The sequence below is a fragment of the Chitinophaga sp. 22308 genome (assembly GCF_052045305.1).
GTDB classification, from domain to species: domain Bacteria; phylum Bacteroidota; class Bacteroidia; order Chitinophagales; family Chitinophagaceae; genus Chitinophaga; species Chitinophaga varians_A.
The window spans coordinates 1193957-1212910 of the sequence record NZ_JBQEOP010000001.1 but is presented as its reverse complement, the minus strand read 5'-3'; the positions used below and the strand labels follow the sequence as shown (position 1 = coordinate 1212910).

Sequence of the window (18954 nt, the reverse complement as noted above, 5' to 3'; positions counted from 1 at the left end):
TCAGTAACTGTTTTTGCTTATGTTCTTTCCGGTTGTCGGCTTCGTCACCACCCCACCTTTCTGGTATCGGGTAAACTCAGCAGCGAAGGCATAACACATAAAGTAGTCGTTCGCATCACTGGTGTGCCCGTATTTCTCGTAAGAGATACCCGTCTGCGGGTGCTTCTCTTTTATCTTGGCCTTTGTGCCATCCGCCGCTTCTTTCAGGTACATATAGTCCGAAATAGTCTTTGTACAGTTGTTACCTATTGTGAATAACAGACCATCGTACCTGAAAGCAAAGACGGTGTTTATGAAGTTGCCGCGCATTACAACCGCCGGCGCAACATTTGCTACCCGCAAAGCTGGCCGGTATTGGCTAAGCGCCCGCATGATGATCACATAGTCGTTTTGTCCCTTTTCCGACCGGGTATCCTCTTTCTTTCCATTGGGATCACCGTAGATGAACAGCCCCGCAGCATGACCTGGATACCGGCGAATAAATTCACGACAGACGTTCTCTGTGCGGTTATTCGGCGTTTCGAGGCAAATCTCATCGATCTGCCGGGCGTGCTTACCGTCTATCTGCCATATACAGCAGGTCATATACGGATTGACGTTAAAGTCAAAACTGATATGAAGAGCCTGTAACGGGTCATACGCCGTATTACCGGTATCCCTGGCACGGTCAAAGAGCTTGTAAAAATTCCCCCCTGTCTGCTTCCTGGTCCATAACCCTTTCGCATATACAGAATAGAGGTAGGGGTTTGTCTGTTTATACCCCTCGATCTGGGCCTTTACCTGGTCTGGCAACCACCGGTTGTCCTGATAGACAGAGTGATGAACCGTAACGGCGAATTTCACCTGCCGGCCCTCAACCTCGATGGCGGTATTAGTCCGGTATGATAGCTCATTGTGGCCCTCAAAAAACCGCTTCCAAAACCAGTTCTCTGTAAAGTCTCCCTCTATCTCCGGGTTTATGGTAAAGATCTCCTGTAAGCAATCCGCCCTATCCGACCGTATGGTGAGGCTGATAGTAGCAAAATCTTCTTCAGGTGGCACATCCTCTTCATACCAGACCCCGGTAGGGTCTTTTATGGATTTAAGGCTTGCCGGGTCGTCACCCCCGCGGGCGATGAATCGGTTGCCGTTTTTACAGATAATCGCCAGGGGGCTTGTCCTAAATGTAAAGAGCTGCTGTAGTCCGAGTGTTATGATCGTCTGCTTTATGTTCTCATAACTACTTTCCTGTATAGTGTTGTACTTTTTACGGTACAGTATGAATTTGAAGTATTTATGCGTCAGGCAATTGTATACCAGTTTCTTTGCTATGAAGTCCGATTTACTGCTACCCCGACTGCCGTAAAGGATGATAAACCGATCCCGGCACTTCACCAGGCGCAGAAACTTCTGGTTGATGATGCTCCGCCACTTGGCCCAAACAACACGGATCATAATTCGTCATCTTCGTTCAATTCCGGATCATCATCATCCTGGCTCTCCACTGTAATGACCGTCTGCTCTACTTCCTTCTTATCCACAAGACCCAAGTCGCGGGATATGAGGTTTTGTTGGAACAACCCTACCGCGGCGCCTTCGAACTTCTGGTTATAGATCATATCCTCTATACACGTAATCACTTCCAAAAAATCTGCTGCTATTTGATCACCGTGCTCCTTTTTCGTTGAGCACGATTTCCGAAACTCATTCCACCAGTGGCGAGACGCACCGACATACAAACAAAACCCCGCCACGGTATACGGGCGAGGCAATTCACGAAGAACACGTGTGGCAAAGCCACCTACGTAGTCTTCCTTCAGTATGGGGGTACTATCACAGTAGTCAAAATATTCTGTGGCTGCTTCAGATAGGAGTTCTGGGGAGGCAAACAGCTTTTCGCGGCCGTGTTTAGACCGCAATTTCCAAAGTTGGTTGTTTTGCTGAAATACTTTTCTCTTCTTCGATTCCCCCATCACAAAGTCATTTCACACCAAAGATATGAAATTCTCAATATTTTCAAAATATTCTGAAACTATAGCCTATACTGTACTTATAGTAATTTCAGAAATATATAAACAAAAGAAAAGCCGGCATTGGGCCGGCTTATAATACGCAGGACAGTTAATACGCTCCTTCCAAGAACAAATAGGCCGACTTGCTATAATCATTTTTGAAAATCTCTTTTGCCCCTGTACCGTCAACATTAATCGAAAATACTTTGACGGCCCCATACTGATCAATAGGAGCTACGCTGTAAATAATACGTTTCCCGTCTGGAGTCAATTTTGAATTGATATACTTGAATCCTGCCGGCACGGTAAACGGTGAAATTTTACTTTTCAAATTGCCATCCAAATCCAAAAGCCAGAGAGATGGATTAACATTATTTGCGGGATTAGTATCTCCTGTATAAAGCAAAATAGTATTTTGCTGTACCAGGCCGGGCGTCGTAGTAGGATTCGGATCCGCCTTTGCTTCTTTTTTACAGCTCATTTGAGTAATAATGACAGCAATGTTGAATGCCAACAGTATGAATGTTCCTAAAAGTAGTTTTTTCATAGTTTAAATTTAATATATATTAATAGATATCTTGCTTATGTGGCTTGGATTACAAATTACAGAAAGCCGTAACTCTGAAGTTACCCTTTTGCCCTTATACTCCGCTGGCTTCCAATTGGGCATAACTTTTAATGTCTGCAAAATTTTTTTATCAATCTCACCTTCCGGATATTGCCCTAAAACATCAAAATGTTTTGCAACTCCATTGCTATCTATCTCAAATTTAGTATGCAATACTCCATTGTGATTATCGGGTATTGATGCATTTGATCTTAAATATTCAATCAACGAATCTATCCCGCCAGGAAATTTTGGCTTGACCTCAGGGGAAGTGTATACCACCTCTTTATGCTGTTCGGCTGTTGGAGAATTAGAAGTTATGGGTTTGGGTGCTGCTTTTGCAAGACTATCCGCCTTGGCTAGATTATTTGGCACTCTACTGTATATCGGCTCCATACTGCCCAAAAATGTTGGCGATTGGACCACAATAGCACTATTAAATTTGGTAAATGATATGACTACTGTTTTTACCTTTTCGTAAGTTATCTCAACACTATATTCCCCGAATGGCATTGTGCTGTTTTCCTCATTCATAAATGTTTGACGCACAAAGCCACCTTTAATGGTATCATAACGAACATGAGCCATCTTAAAATATCTGTCGCCGTATTCCGGGGTATAGAAAGAGAAGTAATTGTCATTGAAGCATATTGCTGCTACCTTATTAACTGTCCTATCATTTGGCCCTTTAAGTTCAAGGTATTTTTTTGCAGTAAGGCAGCGTAACTGAGCCACCATCGGAGACGCAAATAGGTGGAAGGCTAAACAGAATAACAATATGCTTTTCATAGTGGATATAAACAATTGTAAATGAAGATTTTCGGTTTGTTAAGCGATATTCGATAACAACCGCTTAACAATTGTATATTAAAAGGAACCTCCTGGGTTACGGGAAACCGTACTAATTTTATCTTTTATTCACCGACACAACCCGTACGAAAATGAATTTTTGCGAATATTCCGCAGTGCGCATATACATGGCGCACCGGAAATATAATTTCAGTTTGCCGACCAACCACTACTTCAACCCTTATTTATTAACCGAAAAATCACACAGTCATGTAACCCTGTATCCACGATTACGCCAACAATGATATGTCTCCCTCACTTTTATCCTGTAACCTTAAATCACTGTATGAAATGAAGCGTACGAAAAAGCACAAACCAATTGAGACTATCCCACCGACCAAAACAAAATTGCCAAGATCAAACAAACACCTACAACCAACAGTAGCAATCAAAAAAGAAGAGAATGGGCGTGTGCCTACTTTCCAGGAAGCCAAGAGTCTAAACCTTCTAGCTTTCTCTTACCTCTTGCGGCAATTGCACGCTTAACATCCTCAAACGTTACACCCGTTTCTTCTGCCTTCCACTCTGCGTAATCTTCAAGGAGTGCCAACATTAAAGCTGTAATCGGGTTCATTGGGTCTCCCGGCGCTGGCCTTCCAGCGTCGGCTCCCAATTCCCTCTGAAACTTCAAATGGAACATATCAATGTGGCGCTGTTTCACTTCCTCCTTTCCGTTCAACAATGCTGATAGGTGCTGCCTCGAAAGTTGCATTCTTTCAGCAATCTCCCCCATGGATATCTTTTTCCCCTCCTTATATGTGTTCCGTTTTACGATTTCAACTAACTGCGACAGGGTTTCTTGCAAGTTCATTTAATAAATGGCGTTAATTTTAGACAACGTCGAAAATTTCATATTTTCCTACATTTGTCTTGTTATCTTACATAATCCGACATATATTTGTATTGTCAACGGCGGCAAAGCTACGGCAAAGCAACCGAAAAACGACGAGTGAAGATACTTAAAAAGAACAATACGTATAACTACGGTTTATGAAGTTGATAGGGCCTAAAAAAGAAAAAGAGATCAGGGCAGTTTTGAGGGGGGAAAATGTGAAAGGCATCTGCTCTGATCTTTATGCAAGAGGTGAGATAACGTCCCCGCGAGAGCAAACGGTATGGGAAGTGCTGAGGGGAGATAGCCATAAAATAGACACGTTAGAAGCCGTTGTGAAAGAGGCCAGGAGGCGCAAGGCAGAGAGAACCGCAAGAATCGCAAACATTTAATCACACCACTTTAATCCAACACCATGAAACAGACTTTCAACAGCCTGCAGGCGGAGCTTTGCCCACAAGTGTGGCTTTTTACCGAAGAGGAGGGAATCGTAATAGCGGTACTGACCCTGTGTGGTGGCCGTCCGGAGGATGCACCATATTATATGGAGAAAGGATCTGAAGAGTGGATGGAAAGAGAAGTGGTTGATCAGCTGCGCGCCGGTGGTAGGTACTACCCTGCTGACATGGATGATCCCCGCGTGAAGCTGTCCGACTTCGCCATCGACCTGGATGCACTGGAAGATGCCGACGACCTGAACATGCCGGAACTGGCAGCCGCTGTACGCGAGGTGCTGGCCGAAGAAACCAAATCTGATTACTCACCTGCTCAAAGAGCATAAATCTAACATAATGGTCACATGCGCTTTTAACAAAAACTATGATTCCGTCTACGTTTATGGCGCTTCCAGTATTGAGGAAGCACGAGAGGCTGCGACAAAGTTTTTCCGTGAGGATTGTGATGATGAGGCGTTGACACTTGGATTCTCCTGCTTTCAAACATGGGGGTATAACGAGCCGCAACCCGATGACTGGAGAGATTATCATGTCTTCTATGTGGAAGAGGAGCCTATGCCGGCAGCTTATTATCGGTACTAACACTTTTACTAACCTGCCGTAAGGGCTTAAAACCATCACAGTTATGAATTATCAATTTAAAGGCACCCCTGCACCGTGGATAGCGGTAGCGCCGACAGAACACAAAATCTCTTCCCGCGGGAACGACATCACCATGATGTCTGTTCAAACCGAGAAAACCAGGCATGAACTTAATGCCGGAGGCGCAACCTACCGGGATGATCCTCACAATGTATCGAACGTGATCATTTGCGACAAGTTTATTGAGGATCTGTCTTTTGATGAGCTGGTAGCCAATTGCCACTTATTGGCAGCAGCCCCCGACTTATTAAATGCCTGCCTGATGGCACTGATGGCCTGCGAAGAGGATATGAATCCGGAAGTAGTATTTATAATGACAGCAGCTATCCATAAAGCACTCAATATAAAATAAAAATGCCCGACGTGGCGCGCCGGGCGGGAATAGCGTCAAGTAAATCAGTAAAACAACTATTCAAATACGAAGGTATGAAAACGAATCCGAACATTCAAATCGTGGGCTTCTCCACCTCAGAGGACGGGGACCTGTTCATTGCCTGGGACCTGCGAGGTGTCCCGCAGCCGGTAGAAGACCTGCAAGCCGGAGAAGTTCAAGAGGCTATGATGCAGGCCGGCATAATCGAGGACTACCACCCGGACATGGTACTGGTTCTCCTGCGGGGATGGTGGGGGCACAGCAAAGAATGGGTAGGATTTATCGACTACCTGCGCCGCCGGCTCCGGGATGACAAAAACTTCTGCGCGAAACTTCTTTCCACCAAATATCAAAACGCTTAACCATGAAAGCATCAATACAGCTTCGTTTCTGGTATACCATAAGCATCATCAACGCCACGGCATGGGTTGGCATGGCAATATACCACCAGGAGATCAACTACGCCTTTTTTGCTTTTCTCCTGCCGGCAGCAGTACGCAGCCTGTTCTTCTTAACCTTCAAAAAATAGCACGATGACACTCCTTCAAATAAGCCAGCTGCTGGCAAAAGCAGCGGACCAGATGTACAAAGCACATCAATTCAACGAAGCCGCCCTTTCGGCTCATCCGAATGACTTCGAAACAGCAGAGGCATATGCATCTCATTTAGATTATAATGTCTTCATGTGCCAGCAGTCGAAGGAACAGGCCGACAAGCTTATGGCACAGGCCAATGCCGCAAACCTGTCTCTCACTGTTAAAGCCTTGGCAGCATGATCTGGCTATTCTTCATCTTGGCCATGCTTGCCGTGTCCGGATACTGTGTACGCTTAATTACCAAATACCTTATAAAAGCTGGCGATGCAAAACAATCTGACCGACTTCCTACACACCTTCCCTGCTCAAGTTGTGACGATAGTAATTGTCACTGTGGTCTGGGCGATTTTGATGCCGAAAGAAAATATTGACGGTGAGGACCGGTATAAAGACCGGACCAGCTACCGGAAAATCGGAAGGGGTGTTCATAATGAAGCGATAAAAGGGCAATAGGTAACGTATCGGCGGGTTGTATCCACCTCCTGCCCTTCTTTTAAAACTCGATTTATTAACCTTTAACTATATACGATAATGGCACAAGACGGCAACATAGAGATCAAAGGAATGGTACTAAAACCATTTGATTACGAAAGGGCTATTACCGGAGCGCGGGTTGTAACAAGATCCGGGAAACGGGTTACCAATCTGATGCATTTCGACGATGCTATCGGATATGTACTTGCCGGAACCGTTGATGGCTTACTATTAATTTGGTATGCCAACGGCAATCGCTTCGAAGAATCCGAACCGTCACAATATGACCTTTTCATGGCCCATGAGAATAAGACCATGTACTGCAGCGTATACTTGGAAGTAGGTCATTTCATCACTGGTAATACGCTTTACGAAACACCAGAACAAGCTGAATCCGACTTAGTTGACGGTTCATGGGTTGGCGAAGTCACATTCCAAATATAACACAACCTTTTTCATAACGTGGAACACATGACACGCGGCCGGTATCCACCGGCGGCATTTAAAAAACCTTCAATCATGCAGAAAATAGAATTTGAACACAAAAACCGGTTTGTTTCAGCTGAACTTATCCGAATGGACGAAAAAACAATAGTTGTAAAGCTGATCGATCCATACCAAGGCAAAAATGATTACTGGGAGCCGGGAGAAGAAAAAGTCTTTTACAGAAACAACTGCAAGAAAATACGGATCACCGGCGGCATTTAAGCAAAAATATGCAGGACGAAAAAACTTTGATTGAGCTGGGTTTTAGGAAAAACTACTTCGGTGAATGGTTCTTCCGTGGCAAACACAGAATATTTACCGCGAAAGTGATTGACTACAATCCTCCAGTAACATATGTACGGATATCAATAGTATCAGAAGAGATTGATATGCGACCATTGTCAAACAGAAGGGGTAGACATTTTCAAACATCATTAAAAGACTGCTGTTCCGAAGGATCTGTAGCAAGAGCCATCGAAGAATATGATACCGGCGGCATTTAAACTGAAGCTCTTTGATAAACATATTCCTTGTAAATGCACCGGTACGTCTGTTTTCCGGTAGGTGACCGCTGAGATCAACAGGCTCAAAGCGGGAAAAGCGACAAGGCGCGATCCGACAGCTTCGGCTGAAGTTCGGAAAGGTAGAGGTGAGATTCCTCTACCACTTGACCGGGAAGGGTATTCCCTTCTGTATCCACAGAAAGGTAGGCTGTTCGATCCAGTCCCCGGTAGCGATCAATCTGAATGCCCAGCGTTTCCACAATGGGGAGCAAGCCGGATGCTTAATACCGGCAACATGTGGGGTCTTTGGTGTTTGGAACACCCGAAGTTGAGGACGCTCAACCGCTGTCAAGAAGTGTGTTCGAATCACAGCCCTGCACAAGGTTACAGGAGAAAAGTACCCATTTGAAGCCCAGTAAGATGTTCGGCGGCCGCCACTGGGCACACGGAAAAGAGCTTGTCGGGTGGCTACCCGAGCGCGCCGGCGACTACCGGCACTTTTAAACAATTATCATGAAGCGGTTTTGGGAAAAGATTGAAAAAAAGAAAGTGGGATGCTGGAAATGGAAAGCCAGCACACGAGGCAAAACCGGTTATGGCGCCTTCAAATATAAAGGGAAAGTGATTGATGCTCACAGGTTCTCTTATATCCTGCATAAAGGATATATACCAGAAGGATTTCTGGTCTGCCATATATGCGATAACAGGCTGTGCGTAAACCCTTCACATCTCATTTTAGGAACATCTATGGATAACTATAATGACGGCGTCTCACGTGGCAAAATAAAGATTAACACCAATGAACACCTTCGTAAACACCCTAGCGGTGGCGCATATAAAAGAGGGTGCAGGTGTAATGAGTGTAAAAATATTCATCGTCACAGTATGAAAGAATGGCGATTAAAAAAGAAGCTAAAATCAGTTTGAATTGTGAACAATGAACGGATTTAACTTCTTACTACAGCTTTAAGCCGGGGCTGTTGTCCAGAACACGGGGTAAGGGGTAACCAAAACGAAAAACATGAAGTAGTAACGAATGGGCCTAATCCTGATTACGCACGCAAGACAGATAAATAAATGCCCCGTTTAGGCCCGCGGGAAATGAATACAGCAGCCGGGTGGCTGGTTCTCGTCACCCGGTTTTAAAAAACACAACATGCACACTATTTACAGAAATCTTAGAACATGGGGTGGTGCTATCCGCTGGGCGATCTACACCGGAATCATGGTTGCCGCCTACCTGGTGTTCAAAAAATAAAAAGCCCGCTGCGGGAACAGCAGGCAGAAATACAAATCAAAAATCAAATACAAAGTTATGGCAAAAAATCAAACTGAAACAAACGAAACAGCTGTAGCCCTTAAACCGGCAAGCCCTATCAGCCTCCAAGTTGTCGATATGTCGAAGGCAAACCTGCCAGATCTGGACAATGCAGAAGTCGTACCGTTTGATCTGATGGCGGATTATTGGGAACCAGAGAACGTAGGAGAAGCCAAAAATGTTTACTACGATTCAATCAAGACATCTGTGTTTCCGGATTTTAATGATCCAAGCATTCCGGTAGAGGTAGACTGTGCCTTTTTCTATGAAAAGTCAAATGGCACCCTAAAACCATGGCGTAATGCAAGCAAAAGGTTGGTTTCTCTGCTTGAAGCATTGAACCTGGCGCCGGGATCAGTTATAAGACTGGAATACCTCGGCAAAAAGAAAAACAAAAAGAACTCATTGCAAAGCGCTCAATGGTCTGTTAAGCCTCTAATCATCAAACAATAAGATATGGACTTCAACAAATTTCCTGATCTCGATAATGTGGAGGTGATTGACGAAGAACTTAATCCCCTGGCTTACAGTCCGGGGGATTACCCCACCATCCTTGACATGCTTCACAGTCCCCAGTTCAATTCGGACACCGTAGTTCCCATTGACTTGGTAGCACTCAGTAAGAATGGTATTCTGGTAAAAGACCCAATGGAAAAGTACCTCGCCAACAAAAGCAACTCATCTTCTGCCCTCAAGGAGGTTTTGAAGACGCCAAGGCACTACTATTTCTATATGAACCAGCGGCCGGCAAATAAGGCGAAAAAGCATTTTGACCTCGGCGAAATATGCCATCTGGCTTTTCTGGAACCCGAAATATTTGACCAATATGTTATTGAGCCTAAGGCCTCGATGGCTTCAAAAGAGGGTGTTACAATACTTATACGCTTCTACGAAAAGCTAAACTGCTGTGAAAATGCTGACTTATCCGGATGGAACATAAACCAGATGAAAGACCATCTGAGTGAGCTGCAGGCTACCTGCAAATACAAAGTAGTTGACGAGGAAAGCCAAGTTATAATTGACATTGTCCATGAGAACTATAAACGATATGGCGGCGGTATTATCTCCCGCATATTGAAAGGCGCCACATCAGAGACCAGCTTCTACTACAAAGATCCTGAAACCGGTCTGAAAGCGAAGATAAGGCCAGACTACTTCAATATTGAGGAAAACATTGGCGTAAACGCCATTATCAGCTACAAAACCACCTCAGCGCAAGACATTGGCAAATTCTTCTACGATACTGCAAAGTACAAGTATGAGCTATCAGAAGGCATGTACCTGGAAGGCGCCAGCCATGTTACGGATCGGAAGTTCAATGTGACAATCATGATCATGCTGCAGGTAGTTGAGCCATATATGGTTGCAGTTTTCTGGTGGGATGCTGAAGACCTACAAAATGGGAAATACAAATTCCGGCATGCAATGTCCACCGTAAAAGAATGCACCGAAAAAGGTATATGGCCCGGCTTTGAGGCCTCGGCAGAGAGTGGGCATAGCGGGATCATTGAAATGAAACAACCGGATTGGGCAACCAAAGCGCTTCATCCAGTAGACATTGACGAATAAAACGGCATAGATGAAAAAACTATTCTTTGATCTGGAAACGACCGGCACCAGGCACTGGAAAAATGGGATTCATCAGATTTCCGGCTGTATTGAGATTGACGAAAAAATTGTCGAAGATTTCAACTTTAAGGTGCGCCCCAATCCCGCAGCCATAATTGATCCGGAAGCACTAAAGATAGCAGGCGTTAGCGTTGATGTGGTATCAGGATATCCTACCATGCAAGAGGTCTACCAGCAATTTGTGACCATGCTGGCCAATTATGTCGATAAATATGACAAGACGGATAAGTTTTTCCTGATAGGATATAACAATGCGGCCTTTGACAATGCTTTCTTGCGCGCCTGGTTCGTACAAAATGGCGACAATTACTTTGGCTCATGGTTTTGGGCGAACGGTATCGATGTAATGGTGATGGCTTCAGAATACCTTCTGGACCGCCGGCAGAAAATGTCCGACTTCAAACTCAAAACGGTTGCTATGGAGATGGGCATCGCGGTTGATGAAGCAAGGCTGCATGACGCCAGCTACGACATATACCTGACCTGGTCCATTTATCACATTATTAACCACTACCGTAAAAAGCCAGCAGCTTGATCGGACAAACAACAAATCACATGTCAGAAAAACTCGACACTTATAGCAAAATACTACTTGCTACACAGACAATTAACTATCTGGCCTCCAACATGAACACCGTAATTACACAGGTAAGGTCAATACCAGGTATGTCCCAAATACAAATAGATGGAGCCGCTGCAACTGAAGAGGTGCTTATTGCAGCCCTTGGCCAGATGACCACGGTAATGGAGGCCCTAGGTGATTATGTAAACAACGTGGATATGGTATGCGCCATTGACGAAAGAATAACAAATGCAGCGTTTCAGATATTAATTCACGGGAAGGACAACGTCGAAGAATAACCATCGCATCTACCCAGTGCCTGATTGATTCACCGAAAAATTTTAGGGTATGACATATTACAACACAACACACTTGACAGGCCGACAACTGGCCAACCAAATAAAGGCCGCGAGAGGGCAGCAGACCATAATCGCTGAGTACTTCCGGAAGCACCCTAAAAAGAAGATAACCGCTTCGGAGCTAACAAAACATCTTAAAGCCAGGGCATTACTCAGCAAGCGCACGCCAATCACCTCCATCAGGAGGGCACTGAGTGACCTAAAATCTAAGGGTGCCATCCAGATGCTGGCGCAAACCAGAATAGGACCATACAAACAACCGGAGCATCTTTTCCAGAAAACTACCGGCGCCGGGTATGCGGAGATACACCCGATACAACAACCAACTTTATTTTGAGGTCATGGCCAGAGACAGAATGATTAGAAAGAAATTTTGGGACGATAGGAAGTTATCGAAGGTTAGCCGGGATGCCAGATTACTTTTTATCGGTCTTTGGAATCTGGCAGATGATTTAGGCGTCCTGGTTTGTGATCATCTTTTTATCAAGTCAAAGGTTTTCCCTTACGATCAAATACAACTCCAACAATTCGGCACCTGGTTAAACGAGCTGCTTGCTCATGGATTTATTAGTCAGTTCTCACACAAAAACGAGGATTTCTACTATCTGCCAAACTTCGGTAAGCACCAAACCATTAACCGGCCGAATTATAAGGACTTGTTAATCAACAGGGAAGAACTAAAAACAATATTCACTGAATGTTCAGTGAATGATCACGGAATCAGTAATGATGAATCACTGCCTAAAAGAGAATATAAAGAAGAATATAAAGAAGAAGAGAAGGTTAAAGGGGAATCGCCCCCCGGTTTCATGTCCGGAGAGCTTATGGATGGTTCAGTAAAAACCGAATCCTTCCCACACCCTCCCCCGGTTGCGCCGCCCCCCTCCCGCGCCGCCCCCCCGCTCGAAGACGTGAAACGGTTTTTCCGCGGCGCCGGCGGCACCGAAGAAATGGCCGAGAAGTTCTACAACAAGTGGGACAGCACCGGTTGGCTCAACAACGGAAGTAAAATAGTGCGATGGGCAGGGCTGGCAAACACATTTATCACTAACTACAGAGAAATTGAGGAGAGAGATGGACGAAAAGCAACTACAACAGGCAACCAATCACCTGCAGGTGGAACCGGCGGGAGCAAAGGAGCCTTTACCAGCAAAAGCGGAGGTTTCGCAATCCTTGCAGGACGGCTTAGGAACAACCTTCAGCAGTTTCCTCCCGGAGGAACAGCGGATACTACAGATGAAGTATAATACCAAACGCTTTGGCAACTACACGGACACCGAGCTACATACCATCATCGAAGCCCTTATCCTGAAAACTGCAGTAATCACCGGGTGGCAATTGGCCGAAGATGACGCATACGTCACCATACTGACAGACCAGCTACGTAAAAAGGCTATTGATGACTACCAGAACATAAATCCCGATGAGTTCGAGTATGCGATGCGCACCTATGGGACAAGGATCAAGGATTGGGGAAAAGCGTTGAATCTGGCCCTGATCGATGACGCCATATGTGAGTACCTGGGTAAGCGGCAGCACCTCTCTGAACTGGAAGCACAAAAAAGGGCAAACGAGGCCGAAATTACGGCTCTGCCTCCCGGCGAAACAGATTGGTCGGATGAGTGGGAGAAGATCAAGGATTCAGCCCGAAAAGGGGCATTTCACAGCGAGTTCATTACAACCTGTATCTACGATTGGCTCAAACGCAATAAAATGATCACCCTTTCCGGCTCCGAAAGATGGCAGCTCCTGGAAGACTGCCGGCAGGCATACGCTCTTGAAATGAGAGAAGCCCTCCACGCCTCCCCTGCTGCCAATCCGGAAGGCCGCCGCCTGTATGAACTGCTCGTGAAAGAAGGGGACGAATGGCGGCAGGAAGAAAAGCTATGGTCAGCTGTCGTAGACTACAGTAAGCGGGAAACTGTGAGAATCGAAGCGTTAAACGCTATTGCAAACGAACAAAATCCGGAATCGTGAAACAGATTTTCGCCAACAACATGAAGTACATCCGGAAGCTATCCGGATTAAACCAGACAGATTTCGCCGCTTACCTGAATGTAAACCGGCCCAACATCGGATCATACGAACAAGGGGTTTGCTACCCGCCTGCTCTTGTAGTTCTGAGAATATGCCGAAACTTTTCGGTATCGATAGAAGATTTATTCATGAAAAAATTAGAAGAACAATGCAAAAGACCTGCACCAAATGCAAAAGCACCAAGTCCACCGGAGAATTTGTTAAAGATCCAAGCCATCCGGGAGGCCGCAAATCTTATTGCAAGCAATGCGCAAATGCTGCTGTCAGGGAGCGAACCAGAAGGATGAAGGAGGAACGAGAAAAATATTTATAAACAAAAAAATAAAGAAAGTGGAAAACAATATACAGATTCTACCTACTCTCGACATGGCCGTATTACAGGAAAAGGCCAATGAATATGCCATGAAAGGAGCAATCGAAAAAATTAAGGAATACTATACTGGATACGATTCTCCTTTTAAGAAAGAAATCAGCCGCGTATTGGAAGCCCAGCAAGTAGGCGTATGTTTTGAGCTTCCAGACATCATCGCCAGGATCAATGAAGGGCTGACAAATGAGATCGACAAAATAGCCAATCAGGCTATAGCTCAAACATTCGTGCCAATGGTTTCCAAATTTCTCACCCGCGCTGACAAGGAAGTGAAATTTTCCGACATCCTCAGGTTCTTTATTGAGTATGTTGATGACAAAGAATCCTATCCCTATGACTATAATGCTTCTGTGAACGAAGATTCCAAATATGGATGGCTGAACGTTGAGCTTTCTGGCCCCGGAAAGAATGTCAAATTCACGCTACACGAAAGCAGGCGTAACAAAGAATCCAAAACGTATTCAGCATTGAGCCTACCACACACATACGGGTCGCAGTCAAGATACGAAACAATGACTCTTTCGGACAATGGCAGTGAATTGAAAATTCCATTCACTCCCAATGTCCTCCGCGACGAATTTACCGGATACATGGCTCGGCTAGTATTGAGCCAATCGGAAATAGTTATCGACACTACCGAATTTGACGACAGCATGTTCCCTGAAAGATGCCACTGTCACTAACAAATAAAAACGGTGAAGTATGGAATCTTACCTGGAATACCGGCGCCGCATTAAAAACGATGGCAAGCCGGAAAAGGAAAAGAAAGTGAGGAAGATAAAACCATTCAGTGACAAGCGGGCAGCTATCAACCGGGAGTATTCGAAACTCACAAAGCCCCTATGGGAAGGGAAAGAATGTGAAATCAAGGCTCCCGGATGCAAGGGAAGTGCCACCGGGATGCACCATAAACGTGGAAAAGCCACATCCCATAGGCTCCTGAATACCGAAGAAATGATACCTGCATGCACACATTGCAACCTGATATGGGTTGAAGAAAACAGCAAAGCAGCTGAATTATTAGGGTTCAAACTACCAAGAAATGGAAAATAAAACAACAAAAGAGCGTCCAATTCTCTTCTCCGGTGATATGGTTCGCGCAATACTTGACGGCAGGAAGACGCAGACCCGGCGGGTCATTAAACCGCAGCCAATAATTGATGAAGAAAGCGGCTATGTGTATTCCGGTGATCACAAACACATGTTTAAAAAATGTTTTCTTCATTCTCCTTGGCAAAATGGATATGCACTATTGTGTCCATACGGACAGCCTGGAAACATCCTTTATGTGAAAGAAACATGGATAAAAGGACACATGATCGACGAGAATGAAATCAGAATAGGCTCCGATCAGTATTTCTATAAAGCTGGACCCGACATACCAGATTGGCACAGGCCTGACCTGGAAGACGATCATCCAAATTTTTTGACACCACCTTGGAAGTCTCCACGCTTCATGCCGAAAGTGGCCGCTCGGATCTGGCTACAAGTTACGGAAATACGTGTAGAACGGGTGCAGGATATCAGCGATAAAGACGCGCGGGCAGAGGGAGTTAAACCTATGGAAGCGCTTCGCCCACACCTTTTCCGCGGCCCTCATCATTTCGCATTCGGCCGGCTGTGGCGCGATATAAATGGCACCAATAGCTGTGATAAAAACGATTGGGTGTGGGTGATCTCCTTTCGTATCCTGTCCACCACCGGCCGCCCGGCGAAATTCCCGGCGCTATGCGAGGCACTGTAAAGCTCAGTATAGGCGGGGTGCTGGCCGGCTATGAGGAGTACCGCGACGATGAACACCGCGACCGCATCCTGCTTTACTGGACCAGCACCCACCACCTGCAGGACAAAACACACACTATTACAATCGTACCTGATGAAGAAGAGGTCGAAAGGGCATATTACGCTGAAAGAGCTAAAGGCGTCTACCGTGGCAGGTTTAAACGAGGAGGTAATCAGGGAGCTGGAACAGCCGGCGAACCTGTCAAAGAAGTCAAAGTTCGGCAACCAGCGGACTGAGGTAGACGGCATCTGGTTCGATTCAGCGAAGGAGGCGGCCAGGTATAGTACCCTACGACTGATGGAGCGAGCCGGTTTAATTCGTGGTCTGCGTCTGCAGGTGTCTTTTGAACTGAACGCCGGCGGCAGCCACTCCCTGAAGTACATCGCCGACTTTGTCTACATCGATTGTGAATCCGGCCAGCAGGTCGTGGAGGATGCAAAGGGATTCCGGACCCGGGATTATCTGAAGAAAAAGCGCCTCATGAAGAAGGTGCATAACATTGAAATAAAAGAAGTATGAAATGGAACTGAATAAAATATACAACATCGACTGCGTGCATGATATGCACCAGCCGGTAGAAGATACCCAACGATGAGTATTAGGAATGATTTATTCAAAAGCCGTACCCATTTAAAAAAAGTGTATTAGTAATCACAATATAAAGGCCACCTCTTAATTCTTTATTCTCTGGGAAGTTGGGTAAAAAAGCAAAGTATACACGCTTAGTTATGTCTGGCTGCTCAGGGAACGTAAAAGCAATTTTATTTATAACATCATCTGGGCTATAATCCTTGTGATAATCATACAAGTAGTCGACAATTGATTTGGTTAAAATTGATTTTAGTTGGTACATAGTGAGGTGTTTTGCTATGCAAAGATCTAATAATCAATCATATAAAACAAATCAAAACATGAGACAAAAGCTGAATAGTAAGTAGAATTTAAAAGTTTAAACCGGCCCGGAAGGGCAACCAAATAAAATGAATAACAACATGAAAATACCCAGTATCATCGAGCAGCACCCAGAAGTGTCTGACTGGCAAGCCGAATACAACAAGGCAGCCCGCGCCGCAACTGATCCTATAGCCACACTGGATAAAGTAGAAGAGTGGGTTACCAGCTCTTTAGGTGCCGGACATAGAGAATCGTGGCGGAGAATAAGGGAGCACCTGGAACAGTACTGTCCGGAATGCAAACCGGATAACCAGGTATTTACACAATCGGCCGGGTAGACACCCAGCTGATGATAACACAAAAAACCCGTTAGAACCTTGCTATTGCTGAAGGTATGCCACCAATCCAAGATAAGTTTATGGGAAACCGTAATAAACGATATCATCAACGACAAAGGCTTTGTATGATCGGCCTGCCTTCCCAATCATACTTCGCCAGTGGGATTCAACTATCGTCAAGGGGACATCTGAAAGGCTGTATGCTCTTTTCACTTTCTGGTGAACTGGACGCCAAAAAGAGCAAACAAAGAATGTCAGTTCATAGGTATAGTGAGGTAACTGTCCACCGGGCCCACCGATGGTTATTTCCGGAAGTCGCTCAGCTGATATAAGGATATACGTAGCCATACCCAAATTTAAAACGCGTATTACGCAATAATCTACGGGAAACCGTAAACTAACCCGCCGCCGGTCGGTTACCGGCACCTTTAAACCACCGGCAGGGAGGCCGGAGAAAAATGAAAACGATTATAATAAAAATGTTCCTTGGTATTGGATTTGGTTCCGTTCACAACGATGAGCAGGAGCTACAAGTAGAAGATGATGCTACGAAAGAACAGATTGAAGAAGAAGTAAACGAAATCGTTAACGACTGGGCACAAAACTATATAGACCTAGGATATTCCTGGGTGGCACAGGAGGGCCAAACCAATGAATAACAATGAAGAGCTGATCCTACAGATAGCGGAGGAAATGGCATGGGACTGTCATAATGATCGGGATTCTGATTCTTACACAAAATTATGTACACAGATCGTCCCCGCCGCCCGCATCGCCGTTAAGTACATGGCAGAACAATTCAAATCTGCATGGATAATTGCAGGCATTGCATACGTCGGATGGGAAGATGATTGTCATGCTGAAATGGTTAATCGCGGTCTTATCCCGGAAGCCGGCAACACAGATAAGAAAATCAATACTATGGCCGACACTATAGCTGAAGTTGCAGCCATACAGGCCTATGACGAGGAAATGTACAGGAAGACGGGCAAAACGTATTTACAGCGCATTAAAGATGAACAGGAATCCGGCAAGGAGGCGGCAGGCGATGAAAGTAAGAATAGTTAATTGCAGATATTCAACATCGTGGTATTATGGTAGGAATGGGGAAATAATTACAGTTGAAGATGATGGATACAATGATTTATTATTAAAAATAAATGATGAAAATCATAGTCATAATAATTGGTATATTCTCAAATCAGACTGCGAAGTAATACCGGAACAGGAGTCCGGGATGGATGAGCAAAGGGCCTTGGAAAAATAGAACGATAAAAAATGATCAAGCAAAAAAGATCGCACGTTCATGGGCATCAGCTATTATATGGATGACTCAGGTTGATTCATTCAATAGCGGTGATTTGACAGCAAAAGATGAGCAGATGATTGTTGATGAGATGAAGAATATTTCTGCAAAACTTGGCCGAGGATTACCGGTACGCACACTTTTACCTGATATTATAAAATCAATATTAAACAACGAAAAGCGATGACAACACTTGAACAGAAACAGCAGGCGGCTGAAGCTATCTACGGAGTTCACTCGGATATGATACGACGAAAAACTGACTTCATCGCCGGGGCGGAGTGGGCCGAAGCGCAGCAAAGGTGGATACCTGTAACGGAGCATCTACCGGAAAGAGGACAGGGATGTTTATTTGTGGTATACCATCCGGGTGACACTCGACATGGGAAGGTATACGCCGGGCCATATACAAGTGACCCAAATTCACCATACATAGAGGAAAGGTACGTTTTTTCTACTCCTGGTTTCGGATTGTCTGCCTCTCACTGGCAACCATCACCCCAACCACCAGTGCAGGAGGGCGGACAAAATGCATAAATGTTATTGTAAC

36 protein-coding genes are annotated in these 18954 nt (G+C 45.1%); 30 read left to right on the top strand and 6 right to left on the bottom strand.

Annotated elements, in window-relative coordinates; genetic code table 11:
* From ACTJJS_RS05100 to ACTJJS_RS05080, 5 genes are all read right to left on the bottom strand, one after another.
* Window positions 1-1434 (bottom strand): PBSX family phage terminase large subunit, encoded by a 1434-nt coding sequence (locus ACTJJS_RS05100; protein WP_440662718.1) that lies wholly within the window; start codon window positions 1432-1434, stop codon window positions 1-3.
* A complete protein-coding gene (locus ACTJJS_RS05095; protein ID WP_440662717.1) occupies window positions 1431-1952 on the bottom strand; it encodes a terminase small subunit in 522 nt (173 codons plus the stop codon). Before ACTJJS_RS05095 ends, ACTJJS_RS05100 begins: the two co-directional genes overlap by 4 nt.
* A 148-nt stretch (window positions 1953-2100) precedes the next feature.
* A complete protein-coding gene (locus tag ACTJJS_RS05090) occupies window positions 2101-2538 on the bottom strand; it encodes a hypothetical protein (protein ID WP_440662716.1) in 438 nt (145 codons plus the stop codon).
* Window positions 2539-2547: 9 nt separating this feature from the next.
* Window positions 2548-3387, bottom strand: coding sequence for a hypothetical protein (locus ACTJJS_RS05085; RefSeq protein ID WP_440662715.1), 840 nt, complete (start codon window positions 3385-3387; stop codon window positions 2548-2550).
* Window positions 3388-3862: 475 nt separating this feature from the next.
* Window positions 3863-4258 (bottom strand): hypothetical protein, encoded by a 396-nt coding sequence (locus tag ACTJJS_RS05080; RefSeq protein WP_440662714.1) that lies wholly within the window; start codon window positions 4256-4258, stop codon window positions 3863-3865.
* 179 nt (window positions 4259-4437) lie between these two features.
* Between ACTJJS_RS05080 and ACTJJS_RS05075 the strand changes: the two genes are divergently transcribed.
* The 25 genes from ACTJJS_RS05075 to ACTJJS_RS04955 all read left to right on the top strand — a co-directional run bounded on the left by ACTJJS_RS05075 (window position 4438) and on the right by ACTJJS_RS04955 (window position 16385).
* Window positions 4438-4671: a hypothetical protein gene (locus ACTJJS_RS05075; protein ID WP_440662713.1), complete on the top strand. Its 234-nt coding sequence runs from the start codon at window positions 4438-4440 to the stop codon at window positions 4669-4671.
* A gap of 23 nt (window positions 4672-4694) precedes the next feature.
* Window positions 4695-5060 carry a hypothetical protein gene (locus ACTJJS_RS05070; protein WP_440662712.1) on the top strand — a complete coding sequence of 122 codons (366 nt, stop codon included), beginning with the start codon at window positions 4695-4697 and terminating at the stop codon, window positions 5058-5060.
* Between the two features lie 10 nt (window positions 5061-5070).
* Window positions 5071-5316, top strand: coding sequence for a hypothetical protein (locus ACTJJS_RS05065; protein WP_440662711.1), 246 nt, complete (start codon window positions 5071-5073; stop codon window positions 5314-5316).
* Window positions 5317-5359: 43 nt separating this feature from the next.
* Window positions 5360-5728 (top strand): hypothetical protein, encoded by a 369-nt coding sequence (locus ACTJJS_RS05060; protein ID WP_440662710.1) that lies wholly within the window; start codon window positions 5360-5362, stop codon window positions 5726-5728.
* Between the two features lie 74 nt (window positions 5729-5802).
* On the top strand, window positions 5803-6111 hold the full coding sequence (locus ACTJJS_RS05055; protein ID WP_440662709.1) for a hypothetical protein: 309 nt from the start codon (window positions 5803-5805) through the stop codon (window positions 6109-6111).
* A 2-nt stretch (window positions 6112-6113) separates the two neighbouring features.
* Window positions 6114-6278 carry a hypothetical protein gene (locus tag ACTJJS_RS05050; protein WP_440662708.1) on the top strand — a complete coding sequence of 55 codons (165 nt, stop codon included), beginning with the start codon at window positions 6114-6116 and terminating at the stop codon, window positions 6276-6278.
* A gap of 4 nt (window positions 6279-6282) precedes the next feature.
* Window positions 6283-6525 carry a hypothetical protein gene (locus ACTJJS_RS05045; protein ID WP_440662707.1) on the top strand — a complete coding sequence of 81 codons (243 nt, stop codon included), beginning with the start codon at window positions 6283-6285 and terminating at the stop codon, window positions 6523-6525.
* 84 nt (window positions 6526-6609) lie between these two features.
* Entirely contained in the window at window positions 6610-6798 is a 189-nt protein-coding gene (locus tag ACTJJS_RS05040; protein ID WP_440662706.1) for a hypothetical protein, read from the top strand.
* 78 nt (window positions 6799-6876) lie between these two features.
* Window positions 6877-7263, top strand: coding sequence for a hypothetical protein (locus tag ACTJJS_RS05035; protein ID WP_440662705.1), 387 nt, complete (start codon window positions 6877-6879; stop codon window positions 7261-7263).
* Between the two features lie 75 nt (window positions 7264-7338).
* Window positions 7339-7527: a hypothetical protein gene (locus tag ACTJJS_RS05030; RefSeq protein WP_440662704.1), complete on the top strand. Its 189-nt coding sequence runs from the start codon at window positions 7339-7341 to the stop codon at window positions 7525-7527.
* An 8-nt stretch (window positions 7528-7535) separates the two neighbouring features.
* A complete protein-coding gene (locus ACTJJS_RS05025) occupies window positions 7536-7808 on the top strand; it encodes a hypothetical protein (protein WP_440662703.1) in 273 nt (90 codons plus the stop codon).
* Between the two features lie 513 nt (window positions 7809-8321).
* Window positions 8322-8735, top strand: coding sequence for an HNH endonuclease signature motif containing protein (locus ACTJJS_RS05020; protein WP_440662702.1), 414 nt, complete (start codon window positions 8322-8324; stop codon window positions 8733-8735).
* Between the two features lie 388 nt (window positions 8736-9123).
* A complete protein-coding gene (locus tag ACTJJS_RS05015) occupies window positions 9124-9579 on the top strand; it encodes a hypothetical protein (RefSeq protein ID WP_440662701.1) in 456 nt (151 codons plus the stop codon).
* A gap of 3 nt (window positions 9580-9582) precedes the next feature.
* On the top strand, window positions 9583-10695 hold the full coding sequence (locus tag ACTJJS_RS05010) for a PD-(D/E)XK nuclease-like domain-containing protein (protein ID WP_440662700.1): 1113 nt from the start codon (window positions 9583-9585) through the stop codon (window positions 10693-10695).
* Window positions 10696-10705: 10 nt separating this feature from the next.
* The gene (locus tag ACTJJS_RS05005) at window positions 10706-11290 is read left to right on the top strand and encodes a 3'-5' exonuclease (RefSeq protein ID WP_440662699.1); all 585 of its coding nucleotides are present in this window, start codon (window positions 10706-10708) and stop codon (window positions 11288-11290) included.
* A gap of 20 nt (window positions 11291-11310) precedes the next feature.
* Complete coding sequence (locus ACTJJS_RS05000) at window positions 11311-11616, top strand: hypothetical protein (RefSeq protein WP_440662698.1); 306 nt, start codon at window positions 11311-11313, stop codon at window positions 11614-11616.
* A gap of 49 nt (window positions 11617-11665) precedes the next feature.
* The gene (locus tag ACTJJS_RS04995; RefSeq protein ID WP_440662697.1) at window positions 11666-12013 is read left to right on the top strand and encodes a hypothetical protein; all 348 of its coding nucleotides are present in this window, start codon (window positions 11666-11668) and stop codon (window positions 12011-12013) included.
* A 4-nt stretch (window positions 12014-12017) separates the two neighbouring features.
* Window positions 12018-12923: a hypothetical protein gene (locus ACTJJS_RS04990; RefSeq protein ID WP_440662696.1), complete on the top strand. Its 906-nt coding sequence runs from the start codon at window positions 12018-12020 to the stop codon at window positions 12921-12923.
* Complete coding sequence (locus ACTJJS_RS04985; protein ID WP_440662695.1) at window positions 12913-13653, top strand: hypothetical protein; 741 nt, start codon at window positions 12913-12915, stop codon at window positions 13651-13653. The genes ACTJJS_RS04990 and ACTJJS_RS04985 overlap by 11 nt, the downstream gene beginning before the upstream one ends.
* A complete protein-coding gene (locus ACTJJS_RS04980) occupies window positions 13650-14000 on the top strand; it encodes a helix-turn-helix transcriptional regulator (RefSeq protein ID WP_440662694.1) in 351 nt (116 codons plus the stop codon). The genes ACTJJS_RS04985 and ACTJJS_RS04980 overlap by 4 nt, the downstream gene beginning before the upstream one ends.
* A gap of 43 nt (window positions 14001-14043) precedes the next feature.
* Window positions 14044-14766, top strand: a complete 723-nt coding sequence (locus ACTJJS_RS04975) for a hypothetical protein (protein ID WP_440662693.1) — start codon at window positions 14044-14046, stop codon at window positions 14764-14766.
* 19 nt (window positions 14767-14785) lie between these two features.
* Window positions 14786-15136, top strand: coding sequence for a hypothetical protein (locus tag ACTJJS_RS04970; RefSeq protein WP_440662692.1), 351 nt, complete (start codon window positions 14786-14788; stop codon window positions 15134-15136).
* Window positions 15126-15827 (top strand): hypothetical protein, encoded by a 702-nt coding sequence (locus ACTJJS_RS04965; protein WP_440662691.1) that lies wholly within the window; start codon window positions 15126-15128, stop codon window positions 15825-15827. The genes ACTJJS_RS04970 and ACTJJS_RS04965 overlap by 11 nt, the downstream gene beginning before the upstream one ends.
* The gene (locus ACTJJS_RS04960; RefSeq protein ID WP_440662690.1) at window positions 15812-16102 is read left to right on the top strand and encodes a hypothetical protein; all 291 of its coding nucleotides are present in this window, start codon (window positions 15812-15814) and stop codon (window positions 16100-16102) included. Before ACTJJS_RS04965 ends, ACTJJS_RS04960 begins: the two co-directional genes overlap by 16 nt.
* A complete protein-coding gene (locus ACTJJS_RS04955; RefSeq protein ID WP_440662689.1) occupies window positions 16014-16385 on the top strand; it encodes a DUF1064 domain-containing protein in 372 nt (123 codons plus the stop codon). Before ACTJJS_RS04960 ends, ACTJJS_RS04955 begins: the two co-directional genes overlap by 89 nt.
* A gap of 94 nt (window positions 16386-16479) precedes the next feature.
* On the opposite strand, the gene ACTJJS_RS04950 is transcribed toward ACTJJS_RS04955, so the two are convergent.
* Window positions 16480-16719, bottom strand: a complete 240-nt coding sequence (locus ACTJJS_RS04950; protein WP_440662688.1) for a hypothetical protein — start codon at window positions 16717-16719, stop codon at window positions 16480-16482.
* 139 nt (window positions 16720-16858) lie between these two features.
* Between ACTJJS_RS04950 and ACTJJS_RS04945 the strand changes: the two genes are divergently transcribed.
* From ACTJJS_RS04945 to ACTJJS_RS04925, 5 genes are all read left to right on the top strand, one after another.
* Window positions 16859-17098: a hypothetical protein gene (locus ACTJJS_RS04945; RefSeq protein WP_440662687.1), complete on the top strand. Its 240-nt coding sequence runs from the start codon at window positions 16859-16861 to the stop codon at window positions 17096-17098.
* A gap of 458 nt (window positions 17099-17556) precedes the next feature.
* A complete protein-coding gene (locus tag ACTJJS_RS04940) occupies window positions 17557-17757 on the top strand; it encodes a DUF7167 family protein (RefSeq protein ID WP_440662686.1) in 201 nt (66 codons plus the stop codon).
* A complete protein-coding gene (locus tag ACTJJS_RS04935) occupies window positions 17750-18166 on the top strand; it encodes a hypothetical protein (protein WP_440662685.1) in 417 nt (138 codons plus the stop codon). Before ACTJJS_RS04940 ends, ACTJJS_RS04935 begins: the two co-directional genes overlap by 8 nt.
* 173 nt (window positions 18167-18339) lie before the next feature.
* Window positions 18340-18591: a hypothetical protein gene (locus tag ACTJJS_RS04930; protein WP_440662684.1), complete on the top strand. Its 252-nt coding sequence runs from the start codon at window positions 18340-18342 to the stop codon at window positions 18589-18591.
* Window positions 18588-18941: a DUF551 domain-containing protein gene (locus ACTJJS_RS04925; protein WP_440662683.1), complete on the top strand. Its 354-nt coding sequence runs from the start codon at window positions 18588-18590 to the stop codon at window positions 18939-18941. Before ACTJJS_RS04930 ends, ACTJJS_RS04925 begins: the two co-directional genes overlap by 4 nt.
* Window positions 18942-18954 lie beyond the last annotated feature (13 nt).

Coding starts and splice junctions, on each gene's coding strand:
- ACTJJS_RS05035 (WP_440662705.1), top strand. CDS start 6,877: ATGGCACAAGACGGCAACATAGAGATCAAAGGAATGGTACTAAAACCA.
- ACTJJS_RS05070 (WP_440662712.1), top strand. CDS start 4,695: ATGAAACAGACTTTCAACAGCCTGCAGGCGGAGCTTTGCCCACAAGTG.
- ACTJJS_RS04950 (WP_440662688.1), bottom strand. CDS start 16,719: ATGTACCAACTAAAATCAATTTTAACCAAATCAATTGTCGACTACTTG.
- ACTJJS_RS05005 (WP_440662699.1), top strand. CDS start 10,706: ATGAAAAAACTATTCTTTGATCTGGAAACGACCGGCACCAGGCACTGG.
- ACTJJS_RS05090 (WP_440662716.1), bottom strand. CDS start 2,538: ATGAAAAAACTACTTTTAGGAACATTCATACTGTTGGCATTCAACATT.
- ACTJJS_RS05060 (WP_440662710.1), top strand. CDS start 5,360: ATGAATTATCAATTTAAAGGCACCCCTGCACCGTGGATAGCGGTAGCG.
- ACTJJS_RS04925 (WP_440662683.1), top strand. CDS start 18,588: ATGACAACACTTGAACAGAAACAGCAGGCGGCTGAAGCTATCTACGGA.
- ACTJJS_RS05025 (WP_440662703.1), top strand. CDS start 7,536: ATGCAGGACGAAAAAACTTTGATTGAGCTGGGTTTTAGGAAAAACTAC.
- ACTJJS_RS05075 (WP_440662713.1), top strand. CDS start 4,438: ATGAAGTTGATAGGGCCTAAAAAAGAAAAAGAGATCAGGGCAGTTTTG.
- ACTJJS_RS05065 (WP_440662711.1), top strand. CDS start 5,071: ATGGTCACATGCGCTTTTAACAAAAACTATGATTCCGTCTACGTTTAT.
- ACTJJS_RS04935 (WP_440662685.1), top strand. CDS start 17,750: ATGAATAACAATGAAGAGCTGATCCTACAGATAGCGGAGGAAATGGCA.
- ACTJJS_RS04945 (WP_440662687.1), top strand. CDS start 16,859: ATGAAAATACCCAGTATCATCGAGCAGCACCCAGAAGTGTCTGACTGG.
- ACTJJS_RS04930 (WP_440662684.1), top strand. CDS start 18,340: ATGAGCAAAGGGCCTTGGAAAAATAGAACGATAAAAAATGATCAAGCA.
- ACTJJS_RS05050 (WP_440662708.1), top strand. CDS start 6,114: ATGAAAGCATCAATACAGCTTCGTTTCTGGTATACCATAAGCATCATC.
- ACTJJS_RS05080 (WP_440662714.1), bottom strand. CDS start 4,258: ATGAACTTGCAAGAAACCCTGTCGCAGTTAGTTGAAATCGTAAAACGG.
- ACTJJS_RS05030 (WP_440662704.1), top strand. CDS start 7,339: ATGCAGAAAATAGAATTTGAACACAAAAACCGGTTTGTTTCAGCTGAA.
- ACTJJS_RS05055 (WP_440662709.1), top strand. CDS start 5,803: ATGAAAACGAATCCGAACATTCAAATCGTGGGCTTCTCCACCTCAGAG.
- ACTJJS_RS04960 (WP_440662690.1), top strand. CDS start 15,812: ATGCGAGGCACTGTAAAGCTCAGTATAGGCGGGGTGCTGGCCGGCTAT.
- ACTJJS_RS04965 (WP_440662691.1), top strand. CDS start 15,126: ATGGAAAATAAAACAACAAAAGAGCGTCCAATTCTCTTCTCCGGTGAT.
- ACTJJS_RS05000 (WP_440662698.1), top strand. CDS start 11,311: ATGTCAGAAAAACTCGACACTTATAGCAAAATACTACTTGCTACACAG.
- ACTJJS_RS05020 (WP_440662702.1), top strand. CDS start 8,322: ATGAAGCGGTTTTGGGAAAAGATTGAAAAAAAGAAAGTGGGATGCTGG.
- ACTJJS_RS05045 (WP_440662707.1), top strand. CDS start 6,283: ATGACACTCCTTCAAATAAGCCAGCTGCTGGCAAAAGCAGCGGACCAG.
- ACTJJS_RS05010 (WP_440662700.1), top strand. CDS start 9,583: ATGGACTTCAACAAATTTCCTGATCTCGATAATGTGGAGGTGATTGAC.
- ACTJJS_RS05095 (WP_440662717.1), bottom strand. CDS start 1,952: ATGGGGGAATCGAAGAAGAGAAAAGTATTTCAGCAAAACAACCAACTT.
- ACTJJS_RS05100 (WP_440662718.1), bottom strand. CDS start 1,434: ATGATCCGTGTTGTTTGGGCCAAGTGGCGGAGCATCATCAACCAGAAG.
- ACTJJS_RS04995 (WP_440662697.1), top strand. CDS start 11,666: ATGACATATTACAACACAACACACTTGACAGGCCGACAACTGGCCAAC.
- ACTJJS_RS04970 (WP_440662692.1), top strand. CDS start 14,786: ATGGAATCTTACCTGGAATACCGGCGCCGCATTAAAAACGATGGCAAG.
- ACTJJS_RS04985 (WP_440662695.1), top strand. CDS start 12,913: ATGAAGTATAATACCAAACGCTTTGGCAACTACACGGACACCGAGCTA.
- ACTJJS_RS05040 (WP_440662706.1), top strand. CDS start 6,610: ATGCAAAACAATCTGACCGACTTCCTACACACCTTCCCTGCTCAAGTT.
- ACTJJS_RS05085 (WP_440662715.1), bottom strand. CDS start 3,387: ATGAAAAGCATATTGTTATTCTGTTTAGCCTTCCACCTATTTGCGTCT.
- ACTJJS_RS04990 (WP_440662696.1), top strand. CDS start 12,018: ATGGCCAGAGACAGAATGATTAGAAAGAAATTTTGGGACGATAGGAAG.
- ACTJJS_RS04940 (WP_440662686.1), top strand. CDS start 17,557: ATGAAAACGATTATAATAAAAATGTTCCTTGGTATTGGATTTGGTTCC.
- ACTJJS_RS05015 (WP_440662701.1), top strand. CDS start 9,124: ATGGCAAAAAATCAAACTGAAACAAACGAAACAGCTGTAGCCCTTAAA.